This is a genomic window from Nocardia sp. NPDC058705 (genome assembly GCF_042749305.1).
In the GTDB taxonomy this organism is placed as follows: Bacteria; Actinomycetota; Actinomycetes; order Mycobacteriales; family Mycobacteriaceae; genus Nocardia.
In genome coordinates this window covers 145,699-164,513 of the sequence record NZ_JBHYRN010000012.1, presented here as the reverse complement: position 1 = coordinate 164,513, position 18,815 = coordinate 145,699, and the positions used below count along the sequence as shown (strand labels likewise).

16 protein-coding genes and 1 pseudogene are annotated in these 18,815 nt (G+C 67.1%); 9 read left to right on the top strand and 8 right to left on the bottom strand.

Features of this window, described 5'->3' with window-relative positions:
* Window positions 1–123 precede the first annotated feature (123 nt).
* Window positions 124–915: a TIGR03084 family metal-binding protein gene (locus ACFW6D_RS16720; RefSeq protein ID WP_379329008.1), complete on the bottom strand. Its 792-nt coding sequence runs from the start codon at window positions 913–915 to the stop codon at window positions 124–126.
* Between the two features lie 106 nt (window positions 916–1,021).
* Window positions 1,022–2,377: a hypothetical protein gene (locus ACFW6D_RS16715; protein WP_379329006.1), complete on the bottom strand. Its 1,356-nt coding sequence runs from the start codon at window positions 2,375–2,377 to the stop codon at window positions 1,022–1,024.
* A 229-nt stretch (window positions 2,378–2,606) separates the two neighbouring features.
* Here ACFW6D_RS16715 and ACFW6D_RS16710 point away from each other — a divergent pair, with 229 nt between their 5' ends.
* The 3 genes from ACFW6D_RS16710 (at window position 2,607) to ACFW6D_RS16700 (ending at window position 6,281) form a co-directional block, all read left to right on the top strand.
* Window positions 2,607–3,488 carry a 3-hydroxyacyl-CoA dehydrogenase family protein gene (locus ACFW6D_RS16710; RefSeq protein WP_379329004.1) on the top strand — a complete coding sequence of 294 codons (882 nt, stop codon included), beginning with the start codon at window positions 2,607–2,609 and terminating at the stop codon, window positions 3,486–3,488.
* A gap of 4 nt (window positions 3,489–3,492) precedes the next feature.
* Window positions 3,493–4,380: a hypothetical protein gene (locus ACFW6D_RS16705; RefSeq protein WP_379329002.1), complete on the top strand. Its 888-nt coding sequence runs from the start codon at window positions 3,493–3,495 to the stop codon at window positions 4,378–4,380.
* Between the two features lie 161 nt (window positions 4,381–4,541).
* A complete protein-coding gene (locus tag ACFW6D_RS16700) occupies window positions 4,542–6,281 on the top strand; it encodes a protein kinase (RefSeq protein WP_379329000.1) in 1,740 nt (579 codons plus the stop codon).
* A 316-nt stretch (window positions 6,282–6,597) separates the two neighbouring features.
* On the opposite strand, the gene ACFW6D_RS16695 is transcribed toward ACFW6D_RS16700, so the two are convergent.
* Complete coding sequence (locus ACFW6D_RS16695; protein WP_379328998.1) at window positions 6,598–7,215, bottom strand: TetR/AcrR family transcriptional regulator; 618 nt, start codon at window positions 7,213–7,215, stop codon at window positions 6,598–6,600.
* An 83-nt stretch (window positions 7,216–7,298) separates the two neighbouring features.
* Between ACFW6D_RS16695 and ACFW6D_RS16690 the strand changes: the two genes are divergently transcribed.
* From ACFW6D_RS16690 to lon, 4 genes are all read left to right on the top strand, one after another.
* Window positions 7,299–8,078, top strand: coding sequence for a hypothetical protein (locus tag ACFW6D_RS16690; RefSeq protein ID WP_379328996.1), 780 nt, complete (start codon window positions 7,299–7,301; stop codon window positions 8,076–8,078).
* A 30-nt stretch (window positions 8,079–8,108) separates the two neighbouring features.
* Window positions 8,109–8,279 (top strand): DUF2613 domain-containing protein, encoded by a 171-nt coding sequence (locus ACFW6D_RS16685; RefSeq protein ID WP_379239505.1) that lies wholly within the window; start codon window positions 8,109–8,111, stop codon window positions 8,277–8,279.
* The gene (locus ACFW6D_RS16680; RefSeq protein WP_379328994.1) at window positions 8,276–9,349 is read left to right on the top strand and encodes a DUF3068 domain-containing protein; all 1,074 of its coding nucleotides are present in this window, start codon (window positions 8,276–8,278) and stop codon (window positions 9,347–9,349) included. The genes ACFW6D_RS16685 and ACFW6D_RS16680 overlap by 4 nt, the downstream gene beginning before the upstream one ends.
* 178 nt (window positions 9,350–9,527) lie before the next feature.
* Window positions 9,528–12,161: an endopeptidase La gene (lon, locus tag ACFW6D_RS16675; RefSeq protein ID WP_379328992.1), complete on the top strand. Its 2,634-nt coding sequence runs from the start codon at window positions 9,528–9,530 to the stop codon at window positions 12,159–12,161.
* A gap of 87 nt (window positions 12,162–12,248) precedes the next feature.
* On the opposite strand, the gene ACFW6D_RS16670 is transcribed toward lon, so the two are convergent.
* The 4 genes and pseudogenes from ACFW6D_RS16670 to ACFW6D_RS16655 form a co-directional block, all read right to left on the bottom strand.
* Window positions 12,249–12,569 (bottom strand): type II toxin-antitoxin system PemK/MazF family toxin, encoded by a 321-nt coding sequence (locus tag ACFW6D_RS16670; RefSeq protein WP_379239508.1) that lies wholly within the window; start codon window positions 12,567–12,569, stop codon window positions 12,249–12,251.
* Complete coding sequence (locus ACFW6D_RS16665) at window positions 12,566–12,790, bottom strand: hypothetical protein (RefSeq protein ID WP_379239509.1); 225 nt, start codon at window positions 12,788–12,790, stop codon at window positions 12,566–12,568. Before ACFW6D_RS16665 ends, ACFW6D_RS16670 begins: the two co-directional genes overlap by 4 nt.
* A 243-nt stretch (window positions 12,791–13,033) precedes the next feature.
* Window positions 13,034–13,441 (bottom strand): annotated as a pseudogene (locus ACFW6D_RS16660) (PaaI family thioesterase); the annotation flags it as partial.
* A gap of 41 nt (window positions 13,442–13,482) precedes the next feature.
* On the bottom strand, window positions 13,483–14,046 hold the full coding sequence (locus ACFW6D_RS16655; RefSeq protein ID WP_379328990.1) for a TetR/AcrR family transcriptional regulator: 564 nt from the start codon (window positions 14,044–14,046) through the stop codon (window positions 13,483–13,485).
* Between the two features lie 77 nt (window positions 14,047–14,123).
* Between ACFW6D_RS16655 and ACFW6D_RS16650 the strand changes: the two genes are divergently transcribed.
* Both ACFW6D_RS16650 and ACFW6D_RS16645 read left to right on the top strand, forming a co-directional pair.
* Window positions 14,124–15,191 (top strand): DNA polymerase IV, encoded by a 1,068-nt coding sequence (locus tag ACFW6D_RS16650; protein ID WP_379328988.1) that lies wholly within the window; start codon window positions 14,124–14,126, stop codon window positions 15,189–15,191.
* Window positions 15,192–15,452: 261 nt separating this feature from the next.
* A complete protein-coding gene (locus tag ACFW6D_RS16645) occupies window positions 15,453–16,433 on the top strand; it encodes an acryloyl-CoA reductase (protein WP_379329030.1) in 981 nt (326 codons plus the stop codon).
* Between the two features lie 305 nt (window positions 16,434–16,738).
* On the opposite strand, the gene ACFW6D_RS16640 is transcribed toward ACFW6D_RS16645, so the two are convergent.
* A complete protein-coding gene (locus tag ACFW6D_RS16640) occupies window positions 16,739–18,622 on the bottom strand; it encodes an ABC transporter ATP-binding protein (protein ID WP_379328986.1) in 1,884 nt (627 codons plus the stop codon).
* Window positions 18,623–18,815: the final 193 nt, after the last annotated feature.

Genomic DNA, 18,815 nt, shown 5'->3' with positions numbered 1-18,815 from the left:
GCTGCGCCGCGGACGCAACGGCGGCTAACTCGCGGCCGGGCCGCTACGCCGCTGCGCGGCGGCCCTCCCTAGGGGTCGGGCGTGGGGGCTGGGAGTGTGGTCTGGGTGCGATTCGGGGTGGGGTTAGGCGAACTGGCCGGCTTTGCGGCCGGGGCCGGGGGGGCCTGCGAAGGCTTGGGCGATGCCGAGCCAGTGGTCGGCGTCGGGGCCTTCGGTGACCAGGGTGGTGTCTTCGCGGTGGCGGCGTTGGGTTGCCGCCAGGCAGAAGTCGAGGGCGGGGCCGGTGACGCGTTGGGGGGCGTCTTCGGGGCCCCAGGTCCAGAGGGTGCCGTCGGGGGCGGTTAGTTCTACGCGGAATTCTTCGGGGGGGCCGGATTCGCCGTTTACCAGGTAGGCGTAGTTTCTCGCGCGGACGCTGATGTGGGCGACGGTGCGTAGGCGGGCGGTGGGGGTGCGGGTGACGCCGAGGGCGTCGGCGACGTCTTGGCCGTGGGCCCAGGTTTCCATGATGCGGGCCGAGATCATTGACGCGGCGCTCATGGGTGGGCCGAACCAGGGCAGTTTGGTGCCTGGGGGGACGGCGGCCAGTGCGGCGATGAGTTGCTCGCGGCCGGTGCGCCAGCGGACCAGCAGGTCGGCGGGCGGGGTTTGGGCGATTTCCTCGGCACCTTCGTCGACGAGGGTGAAGGCTCGCGATGCTGCCTCGGTGAGGAATGCGGCGAAGCCGTCGGCGTCGGTGGCGGCGATTACCGACACTTCGTCGGTCCAGGTCAGGTGGGCGATCTGGGTGGCGATGTCCCAGCGCGGCGCGGGTGTCGGTGTCTTCCACTTGGCGGGGGTCAGTGGTGCGACCAGGTCTTCCAGATCCGCGCATTCGGCGGCGAAATCGTCGAGCAGCGCTGCGAGGTCAGCCATGGAGTTCCCTTGCCGATCATGGCGCGACCCGGTATCGGTGCGCCGTCGTCACCAAGGGTCGCAGCGACCGCCAAAAAATGCAAGCACGCGTGCTTGTATTTTCCCCCTACCAACCGAAGGTCAGCAGGTGCAGTGCGCCGACGCCGATGCCGAGCGCTCCACCGTGCAGATACAGCAACCACGCGTCCTGTTCGACCGACGCGTAGAACATCTCCATGAACTCACCGGGCGTCAGCGTCCGCAGCTTGCGGGCGGCGAAATCGTCGATCTTCTTCGCCTGTTCCAGCACGAACTCCTCGTCCTCGACCATCGTGCGCGCCGAGATCACCCCGGCACCGGCACCCGAGATCGCCAGATTGTCGAACTGCTTCTTGCCAAGCGCGGCCCGCACCATGAACGCGGTGGCTCCGAGCTGGTTGTGGATCTCCTCCGACACCACCCGCTCGATGAGCTGGCGGGTCTTGTCCCCGTTGGGCCCTTCCAGCAGCTCGTTGGACAGGTTCTCCACGGTCAGCACCTGGTAGGCCAGGATGTGCGCGAGGTCGGTCGCGGCCTGGGGCTGACGCTTGGCCAGCAGCGCCTGACGCCACAGGTACTTGTAGCGCGGCTGCGGGTCGCCGGGTTCGAACACCATCTTGATCGCGATGACGTTCACCGTCACGCCGATCATCGCCGAGGCGAACAGCACGATCACCCAGGCCGGAATCGCGCCCCAGTACGGAATGCTCGAGTGAATGTGCAGGTAGAGCGCCAGAATCAGGCCGAACGGCGCGCCGAGCAGACCGATTCGCGCCATGAACTTGAGCTCGGGCGCGGCGATGGTGGTGGTCAGGTCCTTGAGGATGGCCGGGTTCTTCTCCAGGTACCGGATCACGAAGTTCTTCACGTCGAGCAGCTGGTCGATATTGTCGCCCAGCGTCTCGAACGCGCGCCGACACAGCGCGGGCAGTTGCCGGTCGATCCGCTGGTAGATGGCCTGTTTCACCGGCCGAGGCAGTGAGCGCCACAGGTCCGGGTTCTCCCGGTACATGATCTCGTCGACGATCGGCTGCACCTGATCGCGCGCCCGTTCGGCGAGGTAGTCGCCGATACCGTCGAGGTCGAGTTCGTGGATGAAGTCGCGCGGGCTCCCGATCCGCATCAGCGCCTTGTCCACGCAGATGCTGGCCATCTTCTCCGCGCGGGCCGGGATGAAGCCCTGGAAGCCGAGCATGCGCCCGTCCCCCGAAAAGGTGGGCAGTACCTGCACCCGCCGCGGCAGGTACGGGTACAGCACGTGCAGCATCGGCACCCGGAAGCCTTTGAAATACAGCGGCCAGAACAGCATCAGCACGCCGGTCCAGTTGGTGAGCCACCCCGCCAGCGCGCTGAAAATGGGAAAACTGACCAGCTCGACGACGAATTTCGACTGCCCCGTCAGCTGCTCCCAGTCGATGAACAGTCCGGAGGCCAGTGTGGTCATCGAGGTGCCCCCTAGTGCTGACGCGCGCAAATACGTTAGGTCGTGAGGATAAGGCAACCACATTCTGACCAGTCGTGACGGGGTGTCAACCCAAGTCGGCGCTCCGCGTACCTCCGCCTGCGCTCCGCCCGTGCGCGGCATGCGAGCGCTCCGCGCCGACGCCCATTAGGCTGGCAAAGTTGGAGCGCATCACCGAGTTCGTCCCGTCGCCTGTGCAAAGGGAGTCGCTGTGAGCAATGTTCCGAAGAATCATTTCGAGCGTCCGGTCGCGGTGATCGGCGGTGGCACGTTGGGCAGACGGATCGCCCTGATGTTCGCCACCAGGGGCGGTGAAGTCCGCATCATCGATCCCAATGGTGACGTCGGCAACGCGGCCGTGGCCTTCGTGGAGAATCAGCTGCCCGAGGTGGCCGCCACGGTGCCCGATGGCAAGCCGGGGACCGCCGAATACGTGCCAGACCAGGCCATCGGCGTCAAGGGCGCGTGGCTGGTGGTGGAGGCGGTGCCGGAGATCCTCGACCTGAAGAAGAAGGTCTTCGCCCAGCTCGACGCCGATACCGACGCCGACGCGATCGTCGCCTCGAACTCGTCGTCGTATGCGAGCCGGTTGTTCACCGAGGGTTTGAAGACCAGCGATCGGATGCTCAACACCCACTTCTACATGCCGCCGCAGTCGACTGTGCTCGACGTGATGTCGGACGGCAACACCTCGAAGGATGTCCTCGACTTCGTCCTGAAGACCTTCCCGGAGTACGGCCTGCACCCGTATCTGGTGCGCAAGGAGTCGACCGGCTTCATCTTCAACCGCATCTGGGCCGCCATCAAGCGCGAGTCGCTCGAGGTGGTCTACGAGGGTGTGTCGGTTCCGCACGATATCGACGAGATGTTCATGCGCAACTTCGGCACCAAGGCGGGCCCGTTCCGGATGATGGACCAGGTGGGTCTCGATGTGGTGCTCGATATCGAGGAGCACTACGAGAAGGAGAATCCGAACCTGCCGAAGGGTCCGGTGAAGCTGCTGAAGAAGTATGTCGACGCGGGCAAGCTGGGAGCCAAGACCGGGGAGGGCTTCTACGACGACTACCCGAAGCCCAAGCCGAAGCAGGGCTGAGCCGATGACCGAGATTCTGGCCTTGGATCTCAAAGCCGGTGCGATGCACGCCGTTTCGCTCGACGGTGAACACGTGCGCACCGTGGTCGACGGCCTGGACCGGTTCCCCGACGGTGTCGTGGTCGACAAGCTGCGCGGCCATATCTATTGGACCAACATGGGCACCCCCGACGCGCGCCCGGCGCCGGGGGTCGAGCCGGAGTTCTTCTCCCGCAACGGTTCCATCGAGCGGGTGGACCTCGACGGCGGCAACCGCACCACGATCGTCGCGATCGGCGCCTTCACCACCGGTAAGCAGCTCGCCATCGACACCGAAGGGGGCAGGCTGTATTGGTGTGACCGCGAAGGGATGCAGGTTCTGACCTGCGATCTCAACGGTGACGACCTGCACACCCTTGTGGTGACCGGCGACGATGCCGCGGTGGTGCGCGATTGGTGCGTCGGCATCTGCCTGGACCTCGACCGCCGCCTGCTGTACTGGACGCAGAAAGGCCCGGCCAAGGCAGGCGACGGCCGCATCTTCCGCGCTCCGCTTGACCTGCCACCCGGCGCCGATCCCGCGGCCCGCACCGATATCGAACTGCTCTGGGAAAATCTGCCAGAGCCGATCGATGTCGAACTGCACGGTGTCGGCGAGCTCGTCTGGACCGACCGCGGCGCCGCCCCCCACGGCAACGCCCTGTACCAAGCCCGGATCCAACCGGAGGTCGGCACCCCGGAGATCATCTCCACCGGCTACCGCGAGGCCATCGGCGTGACCGGTTTCGATTCCCGCTTCTACGTGAGCGATCTGGGCGGCACGATCCGCCTGGTAGACCTCGGCGCGGGCACCGACACCGACCTGGTCCGGATCGGCAGCCCACTCACGGGGGTCGCGCTGGCAGATCTGTAGAGCTGCAACGGGTGTGGACGGGGATTTCCGGCCCGGTGTCCGGGCTCCTGCACAGGGACTGAACCAAGACTGACGGGCACGAACAACCGCGGCGCCGATCGGGTCGAACACAGCTACAGTGACCCCGCAGGCATGCTCGTGTTCGGAGGAACTAACCCGTTATGCAACCGCTCGGCCCGAATGATCCTCGGCGGATCGGTGATTACCGATTGCTGGGTGTGCTCGGTGCGGGTGGCATGGGCAAGGTGTACCTCGGGCGCAATCCGGGTGGTCGCACGGTCGCGGTAAAGGTGATTCGGCCCGATCTGATCGATGGTGAGTTCCGTGCGCGGTTCCGTCGGGAAGTCGCGGCCGCGCAACGTGTCGGCGGTGCTTTCACCGCACCCGTTCTGGACGCCGATGTCGATGCCGAGGCGCCGTGGTTGGCGACCGGTTACGTCGCCGGGATCTCGTTGACGGACGCGGTGACACAATTCGGCCCGTTCGCCGAGCCCGCCCTGGTCTCGTTGGGGCACGGGCTCGCTGAGGCGCTGGTCGCGGTGCACGCGGCGGGCATCGTGCACCGTGATCTGAAACCGTCGAACGTGATGCTGGCGATCGACGGTCCCAAGGTGATCGATTTCGGTATCGCCCGCGTGTTGGCGGACTCGGCCCTCACCACCACCGGAAAGTTCCTCGGCTCACCGGGTTTCATGTGCCCGGAGCAGGTGAGCGGCGAAACCCTCGGTCCCGCATGCGATGTCTTCGCCCTCGGCGGCGTCCTCACCTTCGCGACCGCGGGCCACGGGCCGTTCGGCACCGCCGAGGTCATGCAGATGCTCTGGCGCATCGTCTACGAAGAGCCCCGCCTCGAGGCTGTCCCCCCGAGCCTGCGACCGCTGGTCGAGTCCTGTCTCGCCAAGGACCCGGCCGCCAGACCGACACCACACCAGGTTCTTTCGGAGCTGACCCGCGTCGGCGCCCCCGAACGTGCGGGTTGGCTACCACCACAAGTAATAGAGCACATCAGTACCAGCGCGGTCCGCCTTCTCGACCTGGATTCCGGCCCTGCCGACCCGTATCCGGCTGTCCCGGAGGGCGGTTGGCCGACAGTCACCTCGACACCGAACCGGCCTCTCACGAACCCGGCGCAAAACCCCCCGACCGGCACTTCGGTACCGAACCGGTCGGGGTCGATGCCCCCGCAGTACCGGCGGACCGGCGGATTCACCGCAGGCACCGATCCGGAATCGCGGCAGGCCGTCACCTATGCCGGACCTGGATCGCATGCTCCGGGCGGCGAATCAACACCGCCGCCTTTTGTGACCACGCACAACCACACCGGCGAACTCACCGCTCCCCGATCGGTGGCTTCGCACAGCGCGTCCCGCCGCACCCGCGCATTCCTGATCGCCGCGTCGGCGGTCGTCGCGGTGGCGGTCGCAGTCGGCGCCTACCTGATCGGCACCCGGTTGAACACCGAGCCCGCCGGTGGCGCTGCGACGAGCACCCTCGCCGGATCCGGTCCGACCACTACCGCCGCGCGGCCGACCACTGCCTCGACCTCGGCACCCGCGTCGAACACCGTCCCGGCCGCGTTCGTCGGCACCTGGACGGGCCGCGCCGGGGACGCCCTCGCCCAGTTCGACATCGAACTCACCATCACCGAAGGCACGGTGGGTCAAGAACTCGCCGTGTCGGCCAACACCAGCGCCCTCGTTCGCGACCGTTGCGAACGTGCGGAGACCCTCACCGCGGCCACCGCGAACAGCCTCAGCTTCCGTGCCAGGCTGACCAAGGGCCCCGGCTGCGTCGACGACGGCAAGCCTTCGACGGTCACCCTGCAACCCGACGGCACCCTCGCCTACGAGACCCCCAGCCTCATCGGTGGCTTCATCGCCGGCACTCTCCGTAAGGGCTGATCGGATGCCCTTCGACACTGGAACAGGTTGCTACTCGATAGCCCGCCCGCACTCCAGGGAGCGCGCAACCGGTCGTTCGTCCAGGAATAGGCACCGCCGCCGAGCCGCGAATGGCAGACTGAGTGATACGAGCTGTCACCGGATATCCCCAGGTGGCACCGGTCTCAGAAGTTCTGCCATTGCGATCTGGGTCACTAATATGTCAAACTCTCGCCCACACTGTGAAGCCAGTCGGTCTCACAATGTCTGGAAAGGGAGTCGATTGAGCAGGCGGCAGGCACGAGTATTTGCCAGCGCCATGACGGCTGCCCGGATGTCAGTCGAACGTGACCAGCGCCAGCGCCGCCCCGGCGAGCATGTCGACCAGGTCGTCGACGGGCGGGCGCGACTCGCGCAGCAACCATTCGTGCGCCACGCCCGTGACCGCCCCGGTGATCAGCGCGGTCGTCAACTGCGCGTCCCCGCGCAACCGCACGCCGACTTGGTTCAGCGCCCCCTCGATCAACGCCGACCAGGCGTGCCGACGGTTGCGGCGATGACTTTCCATCCGGTCGCTCACCCCGACCACCTCGATCAGCGCCACCTGCGCGCGATAGGGGTCGGAGCCGAGCGATTCCAGGTACGCGCCGAAACCGGCCCGCAGCGCGAGCTTGGGATCGGTGGAGCCGAGCGCGATCAGCGCGGTGCCCACCGCGGCGGCCGCGTCGTCCTGGATCCGGTCGTAAGCCGCGACCAGCACGTCTTCGCGGGTTTCGAACTCCTCGTAGAACTGCCGCTTGGACAGGCCCGCGGCCGCGCACACCTCAGCGAGCGAGCACGTGGCGTACCCGCGTTCGGCGAAAATTCGTGTCGCTGCTTCCAGGAATCGCAGTCGTCGTTCGGCTTTACGCGCGACGACCGTACGACCCCCATACCGCCTGTCCGCTGTAGTCACCTCTCCAAAGTATCTGAAACCCGGGATAACACTGACCTTTCCGGGTCGCTTCATCTATCCAACGAACAAAGGACGGCCGACCAGTGCTGAGCACTCGAGCATCGCGGACCGCATTGTCCGCCCTCGTACTAGCGGCGGGTGCGGCACTCGTGGCACCCACGCCCACGATGGCTGCCCCGCAGTCTGCCGCGACGCAGCCGAGCGTCCCCGCCATCGCCGAGAACGTCCCCTCGGGCACGCTCGCAGCGCTGGCACCGACGATCGTAGGCGCGATTTCCGCCCCCGGCCCCATCGCCGACGGCGGACAGGCCGCGATCCTGGCTCAGGCCCGCGTGCTGCTGGCCACGCCCGGCATCCCCGCGCAGGTCAAGGCCACCCTCGAAAAGGTCATCACCTTCCTCGACGGCAGCGGCGGCGGCGGACCCGAACTGCCGCCCACCGACGGCCCGCGCATCGCGCAGTTCCTCTACCCGACCATCGGCAAGGGCTGCATCGGCCCGACCTCGGATTCCGTCGGCACCGCGCTGGCCGTCCCCGGCCCGGCCGAGCTGCCCCCGCCCGGACCGGCCGCGGGCCAGACCGGCTTCGTCTTCACCGCACTCGGCACGAAAAGCGCCACCGCCGTGCAGAATCCGCCGATGACGGTGCAGTGGGTCAACCTCGACAACCGCCGCACCGGCACCCAGCCGCTCACCAACGCCGCCGGCATCAACCCCGACGGCCCGGCCACCCTGTCCGCGATCGCCGACACCGGCCCCGGCCGGGTCGCCGCCGTGATCACCGGCTCGCTCACCACGGCCACCGCCGACGGTGACCGGACCTGCTCGTTCGCCCCGACCCTCGGGTTCTTCTCCGTCGGCTGATTCTCGCACCACGCAATTGGAGTTCGATCTATGAAGTTTGTCGTCCCCGGCCTGGTCAGCGGCCTGGCCGGCGCGGTCCTCGGGGTGATTGCCGTTTTCGGCATCACCGCGGGCGCGCAACAGAATTCGATCCCGGCGCCCGAGGAGTCCGGTGATCCGGGCTCGTCGCTGCTCGGCAACGTGCAGTACGGCTCGCGATGAGCAACGTGCGCAGGCTGATCGCCTGCATCCTCGTCGGACTCGGCGCGCTGCTGCTCGCGGCCGCGGTCATGATCCCCACCTACACGGTCGGCAAGGTCGCCAAGACCCCGCTCGACCTGCGCATCACCACCGTCGCCAAGAGCGTTCCCGGCGAGGAAAGCCTTGTGCTGGACGCGAAGTCGCTCACCGCGACCGAGGGTGCGGCCACGGTGAACACCAACGTCCCGCTCGTTTCGCAGCGCTTCCTGACGGTCGAGGAGCCTTCGGACTCCAGCGAGATGACCGTCCAGGCGGGCCAGACCCTGCGTCGCGACGACCAGGATCCCAAGGACGGCCTGCTCACCGCCTCGGTCGACCGCGTCACCATCGACCGCGTCACCGGCGCGCCGATCGACGCCTCGCCCAACGGTTCGATCGCTGTAGCTCAGGACCCCAAGTCGGGCGCCGAGATCCCCACCGAGCAGCAGCGCCACGGCCTGCAGTACCGCTTCCCGATCGGCACCGAGAAGAAGTCGTACCCGTACTTCGACCTCAACGCCCGCGCCACCCACGACATCGATTTCGTCGAGGAGTCGCAGATCAACGGCGTGCCGGTGTACCACTTCCGGCAGACCATCCCGGTGACGAACATGTGGGACGTCGTCAAACACCCGTCCTATCAGCTCGCCCTGCCCGCCGCCAAGTGGGGCCTCGACGGCACCGAGCCGGTCACCATGACCCGCTTCTACACCAACACCCGTGACGTGTGGGTGGAGCCGAGGACCGGCGCCGTCCTCAAGGGTGGCGAGAACATCCACATGTACTACGGCCGCACCGCGGGCCAGGTCGACGTCACCGTGCTGAAGTCGCACCTCGTCTTCGACGAGGAGACCATCGACGCGCAGATGGCCGTCACCCAGGAGAGCCTGGACAAGCTCGACCTGTACGGCAAGACCCTGCCGATCATCCTCGGCATCCTTGCCGCCCTGCTGCTCATCGGCGGCGCGGTCCTCGGATTCATGAGCGCGGGTTCCACCTCGGGCCGTCAGTTCGATCCCCCGACCGAGCGGATCCGTTCGTCGAACCTGTAAGACAACTTCGGCCTCCCGGTCCTCAACCCGGGTAGCCCTTCCATCACCTCGGCCTTCCCGGTCCTCAACCCGGGGAGGCCGAGGTGTTTTTCGCCGTCAGTGAACGTGGCGCACCTGCAGGAACAAACACCCGGGGGTCCATGTTGAGTCAGCAAAGCTCAACTTTGGAAGGGTCGACATGACTTCAGCTCAGAACCTGCCGGTGCTGTTCCTGACCGATCCGATCGTGCTGCCGGGCATGGTCGTGCCCATCGAATTGGACGAATCCGCACAGGCCGCCATCGACGCCGCTCAGGCGGCCAAAACCGGTTCGGTGCTTGTCGCGCCGCGCCTCGACGAGGGGTACGCGTCCTACGGCGTCGTCGCCACCATCGAACAGGTCGGCCGGATGCGCGGTGGCGCGCCCGCGGCCGTGTTGAAGGCCGAGCGCCGCGCGCGGATCGGGCACGGAGTCACCGGGCCGGGTGCCGCGCTGTGGGTGGAGGCCGAACCCGTCGAGGCCGTCGAGCCCGACGAAAAGACTCGCGAACTCGCCGCCGAGTACAAGAAGCTGGTCATCGCCGTGCTACAGCGGCGCGAGGCCTGGCAGATCATCGACATCGTCAACCAGCTCGACGGCGTCGAATCCATCGCCGACACCGCGGGCTACGCCCCCTACCTGTCCAACGAGCAGAAGCGCGAACTCCTCGAAACCCCCGACGTCGCCGCGCGCCTGACCCGTCAGCTCGAGTGGATCAAAGACCACATCGCCGAGGTCGAGGTCACCGACAAGATCTCCGAAGACGTCCGCGACGGGATGGAGAAGTCGCAGCGCGAATTCCTGCTGCGCCAACAGCTCAACGCCATCCGCAAGGAACTCGGCGAGGACGAACCCGACGGCGCCGACGACTACCGCACCCGCGTGGAGAACGCCGACCTGCCCGAGAACGTGCGCGCCGAGGCGCTGCGCGAGGTCGGCCGGTTGGAGCGCGCCAGCGACCAGAGCCCGGAATCCGGGTGGATCCGCACCTGGCTCGACACCGTGCTCGACCTGCCGTGGACAGTGAAAACCGAAGACAGCACCGATGTTTCGGCCGCTCGCGCGGTGCTCGACGCCGATCACCACGGCCTCGAAGAGGTCAAGGACCGGATGGTCGAGTACCTGGCGGTGCGTTCGCGTCGAGCCGCGCGTGGGCTCGAAGTGGTCGGTGGACGTGGGTCCGGTGCGGTACTCGTGCTGGTCGGGCCGCCCGGTGTCGGTAAGACCTCGCTGGGTGAGTCGGTCGCAAAGGCTTTGGGCCGCAAGTTCGTTCGCGTCGCCCTCGGCGGTGTGCGCGACGAGGCCGAGATCCGCGGCCACCGCCGCACCTACGTCGGCGCGCTGCCCGGTCGGATCGTGCGTGCGGTGAAGGAGGCGGGTTCGATGAATCCCGTTGTCCTGCTGGACGAAATCGACAAGGTCGGCTCCGATTTCCGCGGTGATCCGGCGGCGGCCCTGCTCGAGGTCCTCGACCCCGCGCAGAACCACACCTTCCGCGACCACTACCTGGACCTTGACCTCGACCTGTCCAACGTCCTGTTCATCGCCACCGCCAACGTCATGGACACCATCCCCGGCCCCCTGCTCGACCGCATGGAGCTCATCACCGTCGACGGCTACACCGAAGCCGACAAGGTGGCCATCGCCCGCGACTTCCTGGTCCCCCGCCAGCTGGAACGCAATGCCCTTACCTCCGAAGAGGTTTCGATCACCGACGCGGCTTTGCGTGAGATCGCGGCCAACTACACCCGCGAAGCTGGGGTGCGCCAAATGGAGCGCCTCGTCGCAAAAGCCATGCGCAAGGCAGCAACTCGCCTTGTCGTAGGCGACGTCGAACCCGGTCTCGCCAACGACGCCACGCTCGGCAGTGACGCCTCGCTCGGCAATGGCGCCGCGCTTAGCAACGATGCTGGGGTCGGCAATCGCGCCACGTCCGGCGACGACGCCACGCTTGGCAGTGACGCTGCGCTCGGTAACGCTGTTGTCGGTGGCGCGCTCGACACGAACTCTGCCCTTGTCGACAAGGGTTCGCTCAGCGACGGCGCGGTGCTCGGCTACGACCCGGAACTCGGGTACGACAACGTCATCGACATCGAAGCCGGTCCGCAGCCGGCCGGTCAGGTGACGAGCCTGACCGTCGACCTCGACAACCTCACCGACTACCTCGGCCGCCCCCGCTTCACCCCGGACTCGATGGAGCGCACCTCCGTCCCCGGCGTGGCGACGGGCCTCGCGGTAACCGGTGCGGGCGGCGACGTCCTCTACATCGAAGCCAACGGCGCCGAGGGCGAACGCTCCCTCACCCTGACCGGCCAACTGGGCGACGTCATGAAGGAATCCGCCCAGATCGCCCTCACCTACGTCCGCTCTCACCTGGAGGAAATCGGCATCGAGCCCAAGGTCCTCGACCGCAACATCCACATCCACTTCCCCGCGGGCGCGGTCCCCAAGGACGGCCCCTCCGCAGGCGTCACCATGGTCACCGCCCTGGTCTCCCTGGCACTGGGCCGCCCGGTCCGCGGCGACGTAGGCATGACCGGCGAGGTCACCCTCAACGGCAGCGTCCTGCCCATCGGCGGCGTGAAACAAAAGCTCCTCGCCGCCCAACGAGCAGGCCTGAAAACCGTCTTCATCCCGGCCCGCAACGAACCGGACCTCGACGAAGTCCCGGCAGAGGTCCTCGCGGCCCTGACCGTCCGCCCTGTAGCCGACGTGGCAGACATCCTGGCCTACGCCATCGAACCCATCACCGAACCCGCCGCCGACGGCAAGACCTTCGCCGTCAGCGCCTGACCGAAACCGGCGTAATCGCCCCCTTCGCGTCCCTCCAGTCAGATATCTGACCGAAACGAGCCGAAGTGGGCGATTACGCCGGTCTCATCAGAGCAGCCCGAGCTTCAGCATCAATGCCCGGTCCAGATCCCTCAGCTCCACACCTTCGAGCGATCCTTTGAACTCGCCGAGCCGTTCGGGCGCGATGGTGAAGATCTGGTCCGTGAGAATCCGTGTCTTGGTGCCATCGAATTCGATTTCGGGTCGATAAACCGCCGGACCGGCCCCGGTCGAGGTCATCGCGACGATCACCGTGCTGGATGGAAACCGGTCAGACTGAATGATCACGCAGTACCGATGGCCGCGTTGTTCGTGGCCGCGAGCACCGGGGATCGCCTTGATCTCGTAAATCGCGCCACGAAAGATCACTCCGCGACGCCCATGAACCGCTGGATCGCGAGCATCTCGGCCCGGTCGTCCGGATCGTTTTCCAGCCGCTCGGCATCGGCGGTGGCCTGCTCGAGCAGGAGTTCCTTGTAGGTCCGAAGCAAGGCATAGCGAACCGCCTCGGATCTGGAGCGGCCCTCGCTGGTGAGAATGTTCAGCGCCTTCTCCATCGCTTCGTCGGTTCGAACGTTCAGTGCTCCCATGTCTCAAGTGTAACGCAATTTGTATTACATTGAATTGGTCGCTGATTACTCCGCGGCGACGATGGACCAGGCCTGGGTGTTGGCAGGCTTGTTCGGGGCGATCGCTTCGAACTCGTCGGTGACAGGTTCCTCGGTCGGCTCTGCGTCGGGTGTGTCCGTGGCTTCGTCGTCGTCCTCGTCTAGTTCGTCCTCGGCGAGATCTTCAGGCTCGCCGCGTTCGAGGTCTTGTTCCACGCGCCGGGTCGTCCCCTGGGCGACGGCGCAGAGGATGGGTTCCTCGCCTTCGGTTTCGGCGTAGACGTCGCAGTGGGTGACGGCTTGGCGGCGGGTGGCGCCGAGGACGGTGGCGTGCACGCGCAGGCGTTCGCCCTGGGCGGGGCGCAGGTAGGTGATGGTGAAGCCGCCGGTGAGGACGTTGGGGCCGAGGACGGTGCCCGCGGCGAAGGTGAGGGCGTTGTCGGCGGCGTAGGCGAGTACCCCGCCGTGTACGAAGCCGAACTGCTGGCCGTGTTCGGGCTGGATATCGATCACGAGAGTGGCTGCCCCGTCACCGAATTCGGTGAGTTCGGTGCCGACCAGACGGGCGAACGGTTGCGCGGCGAGCACTTGGCGCGCCAAGTCGAGGTCGAGGGTGGTGGCTTCGGTCGGCATCGGGTGTTCCGTTCTTCGAGTTGCGTGGCGCTGCATGGTGTCTATTCGGTGCCGTCGGCCCGCAGTGTCGCCCACGCGGCGGCGGCGAGTTCAGCGGCGACATCGGTTGGCGCGGTACGGATATTGCCACCAAGCCATTGCCGCGAGTATTCCTGTGCCGCACCCAGCCACAGCGCGTAGACCAGGTCCAGTTCGAGGTCACGCACCGTGCCGTACCCCGCATGGGTCCGCCACCAGCGCCGGACTGTGGTGAAGAACTCCACATTGCGCTCGCTTTCGCGGACACCGGGCGGGCGCGCGGTGGTGAGAATCGTTGCGCGATACTGGTTTTCCTGCACCCAGCGCAGGTGCGCGTGTACCCCGGCCACGATGCCTGCGTGCGCGTCGGCGCTGTCGGCCACCGCGTCCCAGAAGTGCTGCTGATAGTCGGTGAGCGCGTTCGCCCAGACCTGCCGGTAGAGGTCGGCCTTGTCCGGAAAGTGGTGGTAGAGCGCGCCGACGCTGGCTTCGGCGGTGGCGCGAATGTCGTTCAAGGTGGCGTCGAGAACACCGTGTTCGGCGAACTGCCGCTCGGCGGCGAGCAGTAACCGATCTCGGATCTTCATAGACAGAATTTAGTTCTGTTTCGACGGCGACGCAAGAGTCGGGGCAAATTGTCGGTGCCATGGGGTAAACCGGAACTGTGCCCCGGTGGCTCCTGCATGTGGACCTCGACCAGTTCCAGGCGGCGGTGGAATTCCGGCGCCGCCCCGAGCTGCGCGGCCAGCCGGTCATCGTCGGCGGCGAGGGTGATCCCGCCCAGCCTCGCAAGGTCGTGACCTGCGCTTCGTATCCCGCGCGGGCCTTCGGTGTGCGGGCGGGGATGGCGTTGAAGATGGCGCAGCGCAAGTGTCCGGAGGGTGTTTTCCTACCGGTCGACATGGCCGCCTACGAGGTGGCCTCCGAGGAGATCATGGCGACGCTGGGCCGGGTGGCGGGCGCGGTCGAGGTCTGGGGGATGGACGAAGCCTTCGTCGCCACCGACGCCGACCCGTGGCAGCTCGCCGCCGAAATCCGCACCGCCATTATCGAACTCGGCCTTACCTGCGCGGTCGGCATCGGCGACAACAAACTGACCGCGAAGCTCGCCACCGGTTTCGCCAAGTCCACCGGCAAGACCTCCGCCGAACCCGAACACGACCCCGGCGCCGCCACCGGCATCTTCGAACTCACCGCCGCCAACTGGTCCGACCTCATGGGCCACCGCCCCACCGACGCCCTCTGGGGTGTCGGCGCCCGAATCGCCAAACGCATGGCCGAACTCGACATCGCGACGGTCGCCGACCTGATGGCCGCCGACCGCCAACGCCTCGCCGCCGAATTCGGCCCGAACACCGGCCCCTACCTGTGGGTCCTCGGCCACGGCAAAGGCGACACCGAACTCTCGACCACCCCGCGAATCCCCGTGGGCCGCAGCAAATCCGAAACCTTCCCGCACGACCTCACCGACCCCGACGAAATCCGCCGCGAAGTCGCCCGCATCGCCACCGAAGTCGCCGAGGAAATGCGCGAACACCACCGCATCAGCACCCGCGTCTCGGTCACCGTCCGCACCAAAACCTTCTACACCCGCAGCAAACAACAAAAACTCCCCGCCCCCACCGACGACATCCCCACCATCACCGCCACCGCCTCGGCCATCATCGACCGCTTCGACCTCGACCGCCCCATCCGCCTCCTCGGCGTCCGCCTCGAACTACTCCCGCCCTAACCGGAGCCGACTGGACATCTGATCACCATGTACTGGTGCAGGATCCTTCTCGCGCGATGCTTGCACGAGTACATGGTGATCAACTGTCCAGATCCACGACCGTCGCCGGACGTAGGCGGATCAACTATGTTCGGTAAGTACATGGGTAACTCGCCGGGTACGGGCCAACACACGTTCGGTCGATCCGGCGGCCGCGTCGCTACTGGTAGCGCCGATAAGTCTGGCTGAATTACCCGGAGAGGCGGAACTGTGTTCTCTGCGATGGTGGCCCGTGAATCCGACGGTGGAATCGTGCTTGCGCGCGAAACGGTGGGGGATGACTTCCTCGGCACCGGCGATGTGACGATCAAAGTCCATTACTCCAGCGCGAATTACAAAGACCTGCTGGCGATCACGCCGCGGGGCGGTGTGGTTCGCAACTATCCGATCGTGCCCGGTATCGACCTCACCGGTGAGGTGATCGCCTCCGATTCCGACGACTTCGCCCCCGGCGACCAGGTCATCGCCCACGGCTACGACCTCGGCGTCTCCCGCAACGGCGGCTTCGCCGAGTACACCAAAGTCCCCGCCGAATGGGTGGTGAAACTCGACGGCCTCGACACCCGCGACGCCGCCACCGTCGGCACCGCGGGCTTCACCGCCGCCATGAGCGTGCAGGCCCTGCTCGACCACGGACTCACCCCCGACGACGGCGCGGTCCTGGTCACCGGCGCGACCGGCGGCGTGGGCACCGTCGCCATCGACATCCTCTCCGGCCTCGGCTTCGAGGTCATCGCCTCCACCGGCAAAACCGACGCCAGCGACCTGCTCGCCGAACTCGGCGCCAACGAGGTCATCGGCCGGCTCCCCCTCGACCCCGACGCCAAGCCCCGCCCGCTCAACAAGGCCAACTGGGCATCCGCGGTCGACAGCGTCGGCGGCGCCTCCCTCGCCCACGTCCTCAGCGCCATCGGCTACGGCGGCGCGGTAGCGGCGAGCGGCCTCACCGGCGGCGCCGACCTCCCCACCACCGTCCTCCCCTTCATCCTGCGCGGCGTGAGCCTGCTCGGCATCGACTCGGTCCAACTCCCCATCGAAAAGCGCCGCGCCCTCTGGACCGCCCTCGGCAAAGAGCTTCGCCCCCAGCATCTCTCGACCATCGAATCCTTCACCCCGATCACCGAAGTGGGCACCGTCCTCCAGTCGATCAAGGACGGCACCCACTCCGGCCGCACGGTCATCGGCGTAGCCAACGAATTCTGAGACATTGGCGGCTGGTGCCGCGGTTCTCGGCGCTTGACTCCACCCCTTCCCTCCCTCCGGGCACTCCTTCGTCGCAGGAGTGACGAGTCAGCTCTAACCCGGGACCCTCCGGTCAGTCCATCGGCGGAGGCGCGCCGAGAACAGGGCAACAGACGGCCGTTGCCGGGCAGAACGGATCATCGGCACCATGGAGGAGATCCGGCCCATCGACGAGCTGAGCCGGTCCAGGTAGCGGTCCACTTCGTGCGTATGTCGCACGGCACGCCGACCCTGGGGGTTAGCCCCTGGCCGGCGTGCCGTGTGGATCAGACGGTGGCCGGGGCTACCGGGTCGTCGGCGAATTGGGTTCGGTAGAGCTCGGCGTAGCGGCCGTCGGCGTTGAGGAGGGTGGCGTGGGTGCCTCGTTCGATGATGCGGCCTTCTTCCAGGACCAGGATCTGGTCGGCGGCGCGGATGGTGGACAGTCGGTGGGCGATTACCAGGGCGGTGCGGCCGGTCAGGGCCTCGGCCAGCGCCGCTTGAACGGCTGCTTCGGAGGTGGAGTCCAGCGATGCGGTTGCCTCGTCGAGGATGACCACGCGCGGTTGCTTGAGGAGTAGGCGGGCGATGGTGAGGCGTTGGCGTTCGCCGCCGGAGAGGCGGTAGCCGCGTTCGCCGACCACGGTGTCGAGGCCGTCGGTGAGTGAGGTGACCAGGTCGTGGAGGCGGGCGCGGTCGAGGGCGTCCCACAGTTCGTCTTCGGTCGCCTCCGGGCGGGCCAGCAGCAGGTTCGCGCGGATGGTGTCGTGGAACAGGTGGCCGTCCTGGGTGACAAGGCCGACGGTGCGCTGGATGGATTCGGTGGTCAGGTCGCGCACGTCGGCGCCGTTGAGGCGGACCGCGCCGGAGTCGACATCGTAGAGGCGCGAAACCAGTTGGGCGATGGTCGATTTGCCCGCGCCGGAGGAGCCGACCAGGGCGATGAGCTGGCCGGGTTCGGCGCGCAACGACACCTCGTGCAGCACCTCGACCCCGCCCCGGCTGTCCAGCGTCGCCACGTCTTCGAGGGAAGCGAGCGAGACCTTGTCGGCCGACGGGTAACCGAAGTTCACCCCGTCCAGTTCCACCGCGACGGGGCCGTCGGGCACCGGGGTGGCGTGCGGGGCGTCCTCGATGAGCGGCTTCAGATCGAGTACCTCGAAGACGCGCTCGAAACTCACCAGCGCCGACATGATCTCCAGCCGGGCGCTGGCCAGTGCGGTGAGCGGGGTGTAAAGGCGGGTGAGCAGCAGCGAGAGCGCGACGACCGAGCCTGCGTCGAGGCTGCCCTTCAGGGCGTACCAGCCGCCGAGCCCGTAGACCAGCGCGAGCGCGAGCGCGGAGACCAGGGTGAGCGAGGTGACGAAGGTGGTCTGCAGCATGGCGGTACGCACGCCGATGTCGCGCACGCGGGTGGCGCGCACCGCGAACTCCGACGACTCCTGCTTCGGCCTGCCGAACAGCTTCACCAAGGTGGCGCCGGGTGCGGAGAAACGCTCGGTCATCTGCGTGCTCATGGCCGCGTTGAGCTGGGCGGCTTCGCGCTGCATGGCGGCGAGTTTGTTGCCCGCGCGCCGGGCCGGGATGACGAACACGGGCAGCAGCACCAGCGCGAGCAACGTGATCTGCCACGAGATGCTGAGCATCACGGCGAGCGTGAGCAGCAGGGTGACCAGGTTGGTGATCACGCCGGACAGCGTGTCGCTGAACGCACGCTGCGCACCGATCACATCACTGTTGAGCCGGCTCACCAGCGCGCCGGTGCGGGTGCGGGTGAAGAACGCGACGGGCATCTTCTGCACGTGATCGAACACGGCGGTGCGCAGATCGAGGATCAGACCCTCACCGATCCGGGCCGACAGCCAGCGGATGGTGATGCCGAGGGCCGCGTCGGCGACGGCCAGACCGGCGATGGCGAGCGCGAGCAGCACCACCGTGCGTGGCGCGGAACCGTCGACGATCCCGTTCACCACGCGCCCCGCCAGCACCGGTGTAGCCACACCGAGCACGGCGGCCAGCACGCTGAGCAGCAGGAACCCGCTGATCCGCCGCCGGTGATGCTGCGCGAACCGCAGGATCCGCCGTGCCGTCACCATGCTGAACGGGCGCAGGTCTTCGGGGGCGTTCGCCCGCCGGTACATCTGGCTGTATGCCACTGATTCGATACTCACTGCCACTCTCCTCGAGGCTCCCCACCCATTGAACTCCTGCCCACCGACACTAAAACCTCAACAAAGGTTTAGTGCAAGAGGCTGTGTTTGTTGGAGCGCTGGCGCGCTCGAGCGCGGCCCCTGGGGGGCCGCTACCGCCGCTGCGTGGCGGGACCCTCCTCGAGGTCGGGTCGTGCGGGGCTGGGAGTGCGGT